Source organism: Trinickia sp. EG282A, from assembly GCF_040965455.1.
In the GTDB taxonomy this organism is placed as follows: domain Bacteria; phylum Pseudomonadota; class Gammaproteobacteria; order Burkholderiales; family Burkholderiaceae; genus Trinickia; species Trinickia symbiotica.
This window is the reverse complement of record NZ_JBFRCC010000002.1, coordinates 1222859-1235761: the sequence shown is the minus strand read 5'-3', so window position 1 is coordinate 1235761 and position 12903 is coordinate 1222859. Positions and strand designations below refer to the sequence as shown.

General features: G+C 65.1%; 12 protein-coding genes. 6 read left to right on the top strand and 6 right to left on the bottom strand.

Annotated features, from left to right (window positions below; translation table 11 throughout):
- Window positions 1–3: 3 nt before the first annotated feature.
- The gene (locus AB4Y31_RS13620) at window positions 4–1422 is read right to left on the bottom strand and encodes a sigma-54 dependent transcriptional regulator (RefSeq protein WP_018443055.1); all 1419 of its coding nucleotides are present in this window, start codon (window positions 1420–1422) and stop codon (window positions 4–6) included.
- 141 nt (window positions 1423–1563) lie between these two features.
- Window positions 1564–1833 carry a hypothetical protein gene (locus tag AB4Y31_RS13615; protein WP_368674325.1) on the bottom strand — a complete coding sequence of 90 codons (270 nt, stop codon included), beginning with the start codon at window positions 1831–1833 and terminating at the stop codon, window positions 1564–1566.
- A 273-nt stretch (window positions 1834–2106) separates the two neighbouring features.
- Between AB4Y31_RS13615 and AB4Y31_RS13610 the strand changes: the two genes are divergently transcribed.
- A complete protein-coding gene (locus tag AB4Y31_RS13610; protein WP_368674324.1) occupies window positions 2107–3171 on the top strand; it encodes a sigma-54 interaction domain-containing protein in 1065 nt (354 codons plus the stop codon).
- A 39-nt stretch (window positions 3172–3210) separates the two neighbouring features.
- Here AB4Y31_RS13610 and AB4Y31_RS13605 read toward each other — a convergent pair whose 3' ends face one another.
- Together AB4Y31_RS13605 and AB4Y31_RS13600 are read right to left on the bottom strand one after the other, a co-directional pair.
- A complete protein-coding gene (locus tag AB4Y31_RS13605) occupies window positions 3211–4572 on the bottom strand; it encodes an AAA-associated domain-containing protein (protein WP_018443058.1) in 1362 nt (453 codons plus the stop codon).
- Between the two features lie 41 nt (window positions 4573–4613).
- A complete protein-coding gene (locus AB4Y31_RS13600; RefSeq protein ID WP_368674323.1) occupies window positions 4614–6371 on the bottom strand; it encodes an ABC transporter permease in 1758 nt (585 codons plus the stop codon).
- Between the two features lie 450 nt (window positions 6372–6821).
- Between AB4Y31_RS13600 and AB4Y31_RS13595 the strand changes: the two genes are divergently transcribed.
- Window positions 6822–7085, top strand: a complete 264-nt coding sequence (locus tag AB4Y31_RS13595; RefSeq protein ID WP_018443060.1) for a hypothetical protein — start codon at window positions 6822–6824, stop codon at window positions 7083–7085.
- Window positions 7086–7113: 28 nt separating this feature from the next.
- On the opposite strand, the gene AB4Y31_RS13590 is transcribed toward AB4Y31_RS13595, so the two are convergent.
- The gene (locus tag AB4Y31_RS13590) at window positions 7114–8427 is read right to left on the bottom strand and encodes an ATP-binding protein (RefSeq protein WP_368674322.1); all 1314 of its coding nucleotides are present in this window, start codon (window positions 8425–8427) and stop codon (window positions 7114–7116) included.
- Window positions 8411–9133 (bottom strand): response regulator, encoded by a 723-nt coding sequence (locus AB4Y31_RS13585; RefSeq protein WP_018443062.1) that lies wholly within the window; start codon window positions 9131–9133, stop codon window positions 8411–8413. Before AB4Y31_RS13585 ends, AB4Y31_RS13590 begins: the two co-directional genes overlap by 17 nt.
- 228 nt (window positions 9134–9361) lie before the next feature.
- On the opposite strand from AB4Y31_RS13585, the gene AB4Y31_RS13580 reads away from it, so the two are divergent.
- From AB4Y31_RS13580 to AB4Y31_RS13565, 4 genes are all read left to right on the top strand, one after another.
- The gene (locus tag AB4Y31_RS13580; RefSeq protein WP_368674321.1) at window positions 9362–9913 is read left to right on the top strand and encodes a periplasmic heavy metal sensor; all 552 of its coding nucleotides are present in this window, start codon (window positions 9362–9364) and stop codon (window positions 9911–9913) included.
- Between the two features lie 432 nt (window positions 9914–10345).
- Window positions 10346–11035 (top strand): ABC transporter permease, encoded by a 690-nt coding sequence (locus AB4Y31_RS13575; protein ID WP_368674320.1) that lies wholly within the window; start codon window positions 10346–10348, stop codon window positions 11033–11035.
- 15 nt (window positions 11036–11050) lie between these two features.
- The gene (locus AB4Y31_RS13570; protein ID WP_368674319.1) at window positions 11051–11764 is read left to right on the top strand and encodes an ABC transporter permease; all 714 of its coding nucleotides are present in this window, start codon (window positions 11051–11053) and stop codon (window positions 11762–11764) included.
- Window positions 11765–11791: 27 nt separating this feature from the next.
- Complete coding sequence (locus AB4Y31_RS13565; protein ID WP_018443066.1) at window positions 11792–12559, top strand: ABC transporter ATP-binding protein; 768 nt, start codon at window positions 11792–11794, stop codon at window positions 12557–12559.
- Window positions 12560–12903 lie beyond the last annotated feature (344 nt).

Sequence of the window (12903 nt, the reverse complement as noted above, 5' to 3'; positions counted from 1 at the left end):
CGTTCATTTGCCGGCCGCCGGCTCGCCGGCTTCCCCGGGCTCGCCGGCCGCATCGCCTTCGCCGGCCTGTGGCTTGCCAGCCTCGTCGCTGTATTCGACGAGCCGGTTGTAGAGCGTCTTCAAGCTGATGCCGAGGATTTCGGCGGCGCGCGTTTTGACGCCGCCGCATTGCTCTAGCGTCGCGAGGATCAATTGCCGGTCCGCGGCGGCGAGCGAGGTGCCGAACGGAATCGTCACCGCAGTCCCGGTCGACGGCTTGGATAGCGAGATCTGCAGCGGTACGGCAGCCGTGGTGTTAGAGTCGGCGCCCGCCATGATGTACGCGCGCTGCACGTAGTTCTTGAGCTCGCGCACGTTGCCGGGCCATGGGTACGACAGCAGCATTTCCTTCGTCGCGGGCGGAAATTGCTTGCTCGTGCCGTGACGCTCGTTGAGCTCGGCGAGAAACGCCTCGGCGAGCAACCAGACGTCGTTGCCGCGCTCGCGCAGCGGTGGCAGGCTGATGGGAAAGACGTTGAGCCGATGGTAGAGGTCGAGCCTGAGCTTGCCCTCGAGCACGGCCTGTTCGGGATCGCGGTTCGTTGCGGCGATGACACGCACGTCGGTCTCGATTTCCTTCGTCGTGCCGACGCGCATGAACATGCCCGTCTCGAGCACGCGCAGGAACTTGACCTGCAATTCGGCCGGCATCTCGGTGATTTCGTCGAGAAAGATCGTCCCGCCGTTCGCGCGCTCGAAATAGCCCTTGTGCTGACGGTCCGCGCCCGTGAAGGAGCCGCGCTCGTGTCCGAACATCTCCGATTCGATCAGATTCGGCGAGATGGCGCCGCAGTTGACGGCGAGAAACGCGTGCTTGCGGCGCAGGCTCAACTCGTGAATCGTCTGCGCGGCGACCTCCTTGCCCGTCCCGGACTCTCCGACGAGCAGCACCGACGCCGCGGTCGGCGCGACGCGGCTCACTTGATCGTAAACCGACTGCATCGCCGGCGAGCTGCCGAGCATGAGCCCGAAGCGGCCCATGCGCCGCAGCTCGCCGCGCAGCGTGCCGATTTGCGCCTTCAAATCGCCCGCGCGCGGCAAACGATCGAGCACGGCCCGCACGCGCTGCATGTTGATCGGCTTGACGAGGTAGTCGGACGCACCCATCTTGAGCGCGGAGACGGCCGATTCGACCGTCGCGTGGCCGGTGATGACGACGATCTCGACGCCCGAGCGCGGATCGAGGTCTTCGAACAAGTCGACCCCGCTGCCGTCCGGCAACTGCAAATCGGTGAAGACGACGTCCGGCGTTTGCCGCACGAGTTGAATGCGGGCCTCGCGCAAGTCGCCGGCGGTGGCCGTGGTGAGGCCGTCCTCCGCGATGATCGACACGAGCGCTTCGCGCGTGTCCGGGTCGTCGTCGACAATCAGCACATGTGGCATCGGGTTGGATCGCGTATAAAAAGGTCAAGGAGATCGACACGCCGGCGACATACGCCGGCGCTCGAAGCAGATCGATATTTTGCCTCCGCTCGCCGCCCTGGAGGAGCCAGAGCATCGACGAGCGACGCCGATTGCTTAGCTTCAGCTGTGCGGGAAAACCCAGGCGTCACGCGTTCCGCCCACCTGGGCGGCCCCGTCCGGCATCGGGCTGCCCGTTGGCGCCGCCGCCGATGCGGGTGTTGACGGTGCCGCTTGCGTCACGGACGCCACAGCGCCGCCCTCGCCTTCCCAACGGTTCAATTCGCTGGCGAGCCGCGCTTGCGACGCACGATGCTTCTGTGACCAGCGCCACGCGATCACGCCCCCCACCGCGACGAGCGCGCCGAAGATGCCGATTTTGGGACGAGCCATCTGACCCCCTTCGTAATTGCCCGAAGTGTATGAAAGATACGGCCAAGCAGCCAGCACCGGCGTCCGGCTGCCGACTCTCATTCCGATCGATTCCGCGTCCGCGAGTTCCGTGCGGAACCGGAACGTGCCGCACGATTCATGCCATATCCGCCATGACGACTGGCGGGCGTCGGACCGGTCATGCGTGGTTAAATAGGGGTTTGCAACCACCCTTTTCGGAGCGGCGACAACGGCTCAACCGCCGTGGCCGCCTCTCGCGGAAGATTGCGATACATGGCGTCGTCAAGCGATTTGGACACACCCGCGGCAGCCGACATGAGCGATGCCGCGCGGCGACTCGATAAAGCTCTCGCGCGCGATTCGGCCGGGCTCGAATCGTACGGGATGCTTTACGGCTCGTCGCCCGCGATGCTCGAACTGTACGAGCAGGTCGAGCGCGTCGCCGCGACCGATGCAACCGTGCTGATCGTCGGCGAATCGGGCACGGGCAAGGAGCTGATCGCCCGCACGATCCACGATCGGGGCGCGCGGCGCGACGGCCCCTTCATCGCCGTCAATTGCGGCGCGATTCCCGACAACCTCATCGAGGCTGAGCTCTTCGGCCACGAGCGCGGCAGTTTCACCGGCGCCGTGCAGGGCCGCGCCGGCTATTTCGAAAATGCCAACGGCGGCACGCTCTTTCTCGACGAAATCACCGAAATGATGCCCGTGCGGCAAGTGAAGCTGCTGCGTGCGCTGGAAACCGGCACGTTCTATCGCGTGGGCGGCACCGAGCTCCTGCACAGCGACGTCCGCGTGATCGCCGCGACCAACCGGGATCCGATGGTCGCGGTCAAGGAGAACGGGCTGCGCGAGGATCTGATGTACCGGCTCGCCGTCTTTCCGCTGCGCGTGCCGCCGCTGCGCGAGCGCGAGGGCGACCGCGAGCTGCTCGCCCAGCACTTTCTTGCCGAGCTCAACGCGCAGGAAAACACGAACAAGTCGTTCAGCAAGCGTGCGCGCGAGACGCTGCGCACGTACTCGTGGCCCGGCAATGTTCGCGAGCTGAAGAACAGCGTCTATCGGGCGTTCATCCTTGCCGAGAAGACGGTCGAGATCGAGCATCCGCGTCTGGCCGCCCGCTCGAAGAAGGCCGTCACGCAAGGCGATGCGATGAGCATCTGGGTCGGCACGCCGCTCGCCGAGGCTCAGCGGCAGATCATCCTCGGCACGCTCAAGTACTGCGGCGGCGACAAGCGGCGCGCGGCGAAGGCGCTCGGAGTCAGCCTGAAAACGCTCTATAACCGGCTCGGCGCCTACGAGGACGAGGACGACAACCCGCCCGCGGGCGAGGGCTGAGCCCGCTCAGGCACCGAGCACCGAGCACCGCCCTCCGCGTTACGACTCGACGTCCTCGAGACTGAAGATCTCGGTCTGGTCGTTATACGAGAAGATTTCGCCGTAGCGGCCCCAGTTGATGACGGCGTCGAGCGTTTCCTCGGCCGCGCTGTCGGATAGGAAGTCCTCGAGCTCCTGCTCGAAGCGCACGCGCGGCGCGCGATGGCCGGGGCGCTCGTTCAGCACTTTCTTGATCCGCGCGGCAAGGGGAACGTGCCGCAGCAAATGCTCGGCGAACATCATCTTGCGCTCCTGAGTGCCGAACTCGGCGAACACGCGCGCCGGCGGCGTCAGGAAAATGTCGCCCTCGCGCACGTCGGTGAACCCGAGATGCTGCAGCACTTCGGCGATCGGAAAGAGGTCGTCGACCTCGAGATGCAGCGAGCGGGCGATTTCCGGCATGTCGGCGCGGCCATGATAGGGCGGCGCGGCCAGCGTCTCGATGAGACCGGCCATAAGGTTCGTCGACACGCTCGGCAGCCAGCTGCCGAGCTCGAGCCCCTTTTTCGTCGCCTCGTCGGTGCGCCGCGCCGTCATTTTCGCGTAGATGTCGTCGACGAGACGCTTGAAGGCCGGGTCGAGCCGGTTGCGCGGATGCGCGAACGGCACCTTGATCTCCGCGATCACGCGCCCGGGGTTCGATGAAAGCACGAGAATCCGGTCGCACATGAACACCGCTTCCTCGATGTTGTGCGTGACGATCAGCACCGACTTGATCGGCATGCGTCGCTGCGTCCAGAGATCGAGCAAGTCGGTCCGCAGCGTTTCGGCGGTGAGCACGTCGAGCGCAGAGAACGGCTCGTCCATCAGCAGCAGCGTCGGATCGACGACGAGCGCGCGCGCAAAGCCGACGCGCTGGCGCATGCCGCCCGACATTTCGCGCGGATAGGCGTTCTCGAAGCCGTCGAGGCCGATCAGGTCGATCGCGGCCAGCGCGCGTTCGCGCCGCTCGCGCGCCCCGACGCCTTGCGCCTCGAGTCCCGCCTCGACGTTTTGCAGCACCGTCAGCCAGGGAAAGAGCGCGAACGTCTGGAACACCATCGCGACGCCTTCGGCCGGACCCGAAAGCGGCTTGCCGAGGTAGTCGACCTGGCCGTCCGTCGGCTTGATCAGCCCGGCGATGATTCGCAAAAGCGTGGACTTGCCGGAGCCCGAGCGCCCGAGCAAGCCGACGATCTCTCCTTCGCGCAGCGAGAGGTTGACGTCGTCGAGCACGAGCAGCTCGCCTTGCGCTTTCGAAAAGCCGCGGCGCACACCGCGCACGTTGAGCACTTCCTCGCCGAGACGAGGCGCGGCACCGGCGCCGACCGATGCGGGAGAGGCGGACGACGCCGGGCTCAGTTCAGCTTTGGGATTTTGCATTGCGCTTCACTCTCGAATGGACCTATCGGGTGTTTTTCGCATCAGTCGAGCCGGAGCTTCGATTCCGCGTAAGCATAAAGCGGCCGCCACACGCTTCGGTTGAACAATGTGACGAACAGCGACATCACGGCGATGCCGAGAATGATCTTCGGAAAGTCTCCCGCAGCGGTGGTTTCGGCGATATAGGCGCCAAGCCCGTGCGCGGTGACGTGCGTGTCGCCCCACTGGACCGCCTCCGAGACGATGCTCGCGTTCCAGGCGCCGCCCGAAGCCGTCAGCGCGCCGGTCACATAGTAGGGAAAGATGCCCGGAAGCATGCATTGGCGCCACCATTGCCAGCCGCGAATGCGAAAGTTCGTGGCGGCCTCGCGATAGTCGTTCGGATAGGCCGTCGCCCCCGCGACCACGTTGAAGAGGATATACCACTGCGTTCCGAGCACGATGAGCGGCGAGAGCCAGATGTCCGGATTCAGATGAAAGCGAACGATCACGATCACAAAAACCGGAAACAGCAGATTGGCGGGGAACGCGGCGAGGAACTGCGCGAGCGGCTGAACCTTTTCGGCGACGGCGGGCCGCAGTCCGATCAGCACGCCGAGCGGAACCCAAATCAACGACGAAATCGCAATCAGCACGGCCACGCGCAGCAGCGTGAAGACGCCGAGCAGAAAGACATGCCCGACTTCCGAGCCCGTCACGCCCGTGCTGACGTAGGCCACGACGCGCCAGACCACGTAAATCGTTCCCGCGATCAGGATCAGCGCCCAAACGACATCGCCCGCCAGCGACGACGCGCGCTTCGCCACGGCGGGCTGCCCGAGCCGCAGGCCTTGCGGAAGCGAGACGCGCAGCGGCACGCGCGCGAGCTTCGAGAAGATCCACCCGGCCGGCACGAGCAGCTGATGAATGAGCCGCGTCCGGCGCACGAGGTCGAGCAGCCACGATTCCGGCGCATCGCCCGAGCTCGTCGTTTCCATCCGGAACTTGTCGGCCCACGCGACGAGCGGCCGGAACATGAGCTGATCGTAGGCCAGAATCACGACCGACATCGCGACGATGACCCAGCCGATGGCGCCCAGGTTGCGCTCCGTGATCGCCTGCGAAAGGTATGCGCCGATGCCGGGCAGCGTAATGGTGTTGTTGCCGACCGTGATGGCCTCCGATGCGACGACGAAGAACCAGCCGCCCGACATCGACATCATCATGTTCCAGATGAGGCCCGGCATCGAGAACGGGACTTCGAGCTTCCAGAAGCGCTGCCAGGCGGTCAGGTGAAAGCCGCGCGAGACCTCGTCGAGATCGCGCGGCACCGTGCGCAGCGACTGGTAGAAGCTGAACGTCATGTTCCAGGCCTGGCTCGTGAAGATCGCGAAGACGGCCGCGAGCTCGGCGCCGAGCACCTGCTTCGGAAAAAGCGCGAGGAAAAACGTCACGGTGAACGAGATGTATCCGAGCACCGGCACCGATTGAAGAATGTCGAGGATCGGGATCAGCACCATGCCCGCGCGCCGGCTCTTCGCGGCGAGCGTGCCGTACACGAGCGTGAAGACGAGCGAGGCCACCATCGCGGCAAGCATGCGCAGCGTCGTGCGCAGCGCGTACTCGGGCAGATTGGCCGGGTCGAGCGAGATCACCTGCGTCTTGAGCGTCGAGATCGGCGCCATCGTCTGGTGAAAGCCGATGGCCGTCATCGCGATCAGGCAGATGATCAGGGGAAACGCGACGAAGTCCCAGCGGTTCGGCAACAGCCGCCAGGCCGACGCATTCGCCGTGCGGTTCGGATCGAAACTGAAGTCCATCAGCGTGCCTCCCGTCCACAATGGAACGTCCTTCGGGTCACCGGGGCCGCCCCGGCTGCGGCCACGTGATGGCTTGCGGGCAAACAGCGTGCGAGGTGCGCGGCACGCGAAAAGTCTGGGCGGACCGAAGTGCGGAGTAAGAGCATGACGGAGTAAATAGTGATTCGTTGGGTGCGGATCGATGACTGCCCAGCGGTTCGATCTCTTTTTTGACGGCACGACACTACTACAACCTTTGTGACAGGCACAACCGCAAGACGGCGCACGCGCCAGCCGACGACGGCCGGCCGGGCTGGCGGAAAATGCCGTTGCGCCGATACAACGGCGAATTATGCCGGGAACGAGGCTTTGGGAAAACCCACGCCGCCGCCGCAACGCGCAGCGCGCCGGAAAGAGCGGGTATCATCGGCGTTTTGATGGCGACGAGCCGCCGACTACCTGGAGGTGCGCATGAAGGGCAATTTGGTCATCGTTTGTCGCGACCAGGACGCGGAAGCGTTCGATCAGTTGATGGCCGAGTACGGCGCGTATCAGGTCAAGCTCTCTTCCACGGCGTGGTACCTGAAACTCGACACCGCGCCCGAGAACGTGCAGGAAGACATTCTGGCAAGGCTCGGCAAGTACACGACGCACTACATCTTCGGCGCCGACAGCGTGACCTATAACACCGTCGACAACGAAGCGGCCTCCTCGCTCGACGCCCTCTTTTCCTAGCGATTCCGGCGCGAGCCGAAGCCGACGTCTACCAGGCCGCCTCCGATTGGGCCGTGACGCTCGCCAGCGTGTCGCGCGGGAAAGTCATGACGATGCGCAGACCGCCGTTTTCGGCGTTGCCGATCTCCCAGCCGCCGCCGAGCCGGCGCACGAGCCGCTCGACGATGGCGAGCCCGAGCCCGCTGTGCCCGTTGCCGCCGCGGGCCGGATCGAGCCGCACGAAGGGGCGGCTTGCCTGAATCAAATCCTGCGGCGCGATGCCCTGGCCATGGTCGCTGACCGAGAGGAGCCAGCCATCGGACGTGCGCGCCGTCCTGACGACGACGGGCGGGGCGCCGTACGCGTGCGCATTGTCGAGCAGATTCGAGAGGATGCGATCGAGCGTCGCGGTAGGCAGGCGAAAGCCGGCGCCGGCCGCGAGATCCGTCCGCACGGTCGGCGTGCCGGGCGCAACCGCGCGATAGCTGCGCGCGATGCGCTCACAGTGATCGTCGACTTCGACCATTTCGCTGCTATCCACGCCATCGTGCGCAAAGACGAGGAACTGGTCGACGATGTGCGTCATCGAGTCGACGTCGCGCACGACGCCGTCGCGCAGCTTCGCGTCCTCCATCATTTCCGCCCTCAACCGCATGCGGGCGAGCGGCGTGCGCAAGTCGTGCGCGATGCCGGCGAGCATGACCGCGCGATCCTTCTCGGTGCGGGACACTTCGCGGACCATCTGATTGAAGCCGTGCGTGAGATCGCGGACCTCGCGCGGGCCTCGCTCGGGGAGCGGCGGCACAGGCTGGCCGCGGCCGAAACGCGCGACGCCTTGGGCGAGGTCCGTCAACGGCCGCTGCAGCCGCCACGCGACGAAAAGCGCGCAGATGACGGCGATCGTCAGGATCGAGGTCAGCCAGACGAAGAGCCGATCGAGCGAGCGCGGCGGGTGCATCGGAATCATCGGCACCACGATCCAATGCGAGTCGGCCGCCTCGTGAACCCAGAGCATCGGCGGATGTCCCGGTGCGACGCGCACTTGCGAGCCGGGCGGCATCCGCTCGCTCAGGTCGCTGATGAACCGCGTGAGCGACTCAGAGAGATCGTTCTGCGCCGGCGGGAGATCGGAGGCCGAGAGGCCGACGACGCGCACGCGAGGCGGCAATGGCGTGCTGCCGGCGCGGGCAACGTGCTCGCGGACGGCCTCGACGAGAAATACGGCCTCTTCGACGGCATAGCGCGATTGCGAGTGGTTCTTGTCCCACCGGAACATCAGGTAGCCGGCGACATGCGACGCAAGCAGCACCGCGACGACGAGCAGCGCGAGCCGCCCGAACAGCGAATCAATTGGCCGGCGCATTGGGCTCGCCGTTCGGCACGAAGACGTACCCGCGGCCGCGCACCGTCTGCACGAACCGCGGCGTCGACGGATCGGATTCGAGAATGCGACGCAAGCGCCAGACTTGCACGTCGATGCCGCGATCGGTCCCGTCGTACTCGGGGCCGTGCAGCAATTCGAGCAGTCGTTCGCGCGTGAGCGTGCGCATCGGGTGGTTGACGAAGATCTTGAGCAGCGCGAACTCGCTGCCCGAGAGCGTCAGCGGACGGCCGTCCATATTCAGCGTGCGCGTCTCGAAGTCGAGCACGAAGCGCCCGAACGAGAACGGCTCGCGCTGCTCCGGCGCGGCCGAAGGCACGGTGCGACGGCGCCGCAGCACGGCCTGCACGCGCGCGAGCAGCTCGCGCGGGTTGAACGGCTTGCCGAGGTAATCGTCCGCGCCGAGCTCGAGGCCGACGATGCGATCGACGTCGTCGGCGCGCGCCGTCAACATGATCACGGGGATGTCGTCGCCCGCCGCGCGCAGCTTGCGCAGCGCCGTCAGCCCGTCGACGCCCGGCATCATCAGATCGAGCACGATGAGATCGGGACGCTCGCGCTCGAGCCGGCGCTCCAGGTTCGCGGCGTCGTGCAGCACCGACACTTCGATGCTCTGCCTGACGAGATAGTCGCGCAGCAGGTCGCGCAGTTCGGCGTCGTCGTCGACGATAAGGATTTGCGTGGTCATGCGCTGAAGTTTAGCGCGAGCCGCCTGCCGCACGGGAAGCCGCCACCTGACGAAAGGGTTACGGAACGTTACCGTCAAACCAGGGCGTAATGGCGCGTAATCGCCTCGACGGGTGGCGTAACACGACGTCGGCGGCCGATGACTAGCCTTATCGACAACGAAGGCCGCGCCGCTTGCGCGCCTTCGCGTAAGCGACCTTTCTCATTCATAGATAGACAGGAGTTGTCGATGAACCCGATCTTCCGTACGACGGCACGCTACCTCGCCGTTGCATCCGCGGCGCTCGCCGTCACATTCGGCGCCGCGTACGCGGCCGGCGACGGCATGCCGGCGGACGGTGCCGGCATGCATGGCTGGCAGCGCGGCGGGATGATGCATCAGCTAGACGCGCTGCACGCCCAGTTGCACCTCACCCCCGAGCAGGAGCAGAAGTGGCAGAGCGCCCTTGCGACGATGAAGCAGAATCATGAAGCGATGCACGCGAGCCGCGAAAAAATGCGGCAGCAGTTCAAGGCCGCCGAGCAGCAGCCGATTCTCGACCTCGACGCGCTCCACGCAGCCCATCAGCAGGGCGAACAGCAGAACGCGCAGCTGCGCGAACAGACGGCGACGGCCTGGCTGGCCTTTTACGATAGCCTCAACGACCAGCAGAAGACGACGGTCAGCACCGAGCTCAAGCGCCACTTCGCGCGTATGGAGGCCCGCCACGAGAAAATGCGCGAGCGCTGGGAGAAGCACCACGACGGCGCCGCGGCGAGCAGTCCCTCGACGAGTCAGTAAGCCGTCCGGCCCGGCCTCGCGCGCTCGTCCGCCGCGCACGGCACTCGCGTCCGTGCAACGCGAAGCCCGGGACGGGCCGCCTCGATTCTCCGCCGGCAACGCCGCGCGCCTTCGGGCCGCGGCGTTTTTCATTCGGCGCTTTACATTCGGCGTTTCTCATTCAGGGTCGTCCGCCGCGCTTCCATTTGGCCGCGTGCCTGGCTGGCCCGCGGGTGGCTGAAAGTTCGCCGCGGTGGCGCGCCAGTCGGCTTCGGGTAAAATACCGCGCTTTTCGGATGTCGAAACCACCGCGAGGCCCCGACTCCGGGCCGGACGCGCTAGATATCCGGCTGTAACCGTAGGCCGCGCTCGCGGCGAGCCATTTTTGGCCGGCTAGAATTTTCGCGGCGCGCGCTACCCTCGCGCGCCGCCCAAGGACTACCACTCCAGACCATGTTTCTTGAAGGCTACGGCCCGCAGATCCTCGCCGGCACCTGGCAGACCGTCAAGCTCGCGATCCTTTCCCTCGCGCTCGCGTTCGTGCTGGGCCTCATCGGCGCGGCGGCGAAGCTTGCGAAGAATCGCCTTGCACACGGCCTCGGCACGGCCTATACGACGCTGGTGCGCGGCGTGCCCGACCTCGTGCTGATGCTGCTGCTTTTCTACAGCATCCAGATCTGGCTCAATAACCTGACCGATCTTCTCGGCTGGGATCAGATCGACATCGATCCGTTCGTGGCCGGCGTCATCGTGCTCGGCTTCATCTACGGTGCCTATTTCACCGAAACCTTCCGGGGCGCCTTTCTGTCGGTGCCGCGCGGGCAGCTCGAAGCGGGCGCCGCCTTCGGCATGTCGGGCTGGCAGACGTTCGCCCGCATCATGTTCCCGCAGATGATGCGCTTCGCGTTGCCCGGCATCGGCAACAACTGGCAGGTCATGGTGAAGGCGACGGCGCTCGTCTCGATCATCGGCCTCGCCGACGTCGTCAAGGCATCGCAGGACGCCGGCAAGGGCACGCTGCGCTTTTTCTTCTTCACGCTGATCGCCGGCGCGGTCTATCTGGCGATTACGACGATTTCGAACCTCGTGCTGCTTTGGCTCGAAAAGCGCTATTCGATCGGCGTCCGCAAAGCCGAGCTATAGACCCGCTCCCTACCCATGATCGAGCTCATCCACGACTACTGGCGCAACTACCTTTTCACGGACGGCTACCGCGCAACAGGCCTCGTCGTCACGCTCTGGCTTCTCGTCGTCTCCATCGGCATTGGCTTTTGCCTGTCGGTGCCGCTCGCGGTCGCGCGCGTATCGAAAAACCGCGTGCTCGCCGGCGCCGTCTGGCTCTATACCTACATTTTTCGCGGCACGCCGCTCTACGTGCAGCTGCTGCTTTGCTACTCGGGCATCTATAGCCTCGAAGTGGTGCGCTCGCACGCGGTGCTCAACGACTTCTTTCGCGACGGCATGCATTGCACGCTGCTCGCCTTCACGCTGAACACCGGCGCCTACACGACCGAGATCTTCGCGGGCGCAATCAAAGCGACCGCCTATGGCGAAATAGAAGCGGCGCGCGCCTACGGCATGTCGCGCTTCACCGTCTACCGGCGCGTGATCCTGCCGTCGGCGCTGCGCCGCGCGCTGCCGCTCTACAGCAACGAAGTGATCCTCATGCTGCATGCCACGACGGTCGCGTTCACGGCGACGGTGCCCGACATTCTCAAGATCGCGCGCGACGCCAACTCCGCCACCTATATGTCGTTCCAGGCATTCGGCATCGCTGCGCTGCTCTATCTGGCGATCTCATTCGCCCTCGTCGGGCTCTTCCGCCGCGCGGAGCGACGCTGGCTCGCTTTTCTGCGGCCGCAAGGCAGGTAATCAGGCAAGTAATCCGGACTCTCCCCGATGCAAAAGCTCTTCATCGACGAACTCCATAAGCACTACGGCGACCACGAGGTCCTCAAAGGCGTCTCGCTCAAGGCGAACGCGGGCGACGTGATCAGCGTCATCGGTTCGTCGGGCTCCGGCAAGAGCACGATGCTTCGCTGCATCAACTTTCTCGAGCAGCCGAGCGCGGGCCGCATTTTCCTCGACGGAGAAGAAGTCCGCACGAGCAAGGACAAGGCGGGCGCGCTGCGCGTCGTCGACCAGAAGCAGCTTCAGCGCATGCGCACGAAGCTCGCGATGGTCTTCCAGCACTTCAACCTGTGGGCGCACATGACCGTGCTCGAAAACGTGATCGAGGCGCCCATACATGTACTCGGGCTCTCGCGCCGCGAGGCGGAGGAACGCGCGCGAACGTACCTCGAAAAAGTGGGCCTGGCGCCGCGGCTCGAGCAGCAATACCCGTCGCATCTGTCGGGCGGCCAGCAGCAGCGCGTGGCAATCGCGCGCGCCCTCGCGATGCATCCCGACGTCATGCTCTTCGACGAGCCGACCTCGGCGCTCGATCCCGAGCTCGTCGGCGAAGTGCTGAAGGTGATGCAGAAGCTTGCCGAGGAAGGCCGCACGATGATCGTCGTGACGCACGAGATGGGCTTCGCGCGCAATGTTTCCAATCACGTCGTGTTTTTGCACCAAGGGCGAATCGAGGAGCAAGGCATTCCCGCCGAGGTATTCGGCAATACGCGCAGCGAACGGCTCAGGCAGTTTCTTTCGGGCAGTCTCAAATAGGCGCTTCACCGGCATTGCCGTCGGCAATCCCGCTCCACAGCAACGACATCAAGGGCGCCTCCGGCGCCCTTTGTCATTCCGTTTTCCGCTTTTCGTTCTTATGGTTTTCGCGATTCCCGCGCCTTTGCGGTGCCGGCGCGCGCTTATAACGCCGTCTCACCGGCCAGTCAATACCGGGATTCCTTGACTCAACGCCGAAAGCCCCCTAATCCCCTTATTCCACAAGGCTTGGCGCCCTCTTTTGGGACGTGCTGCAGTGCAGCGGAGCACAATAGTATTGCAATTTAGAGACAGGGCGCTAGCCGGACTACGATTTCTTTCGCCACGCAAGTGTATTTTTGCTA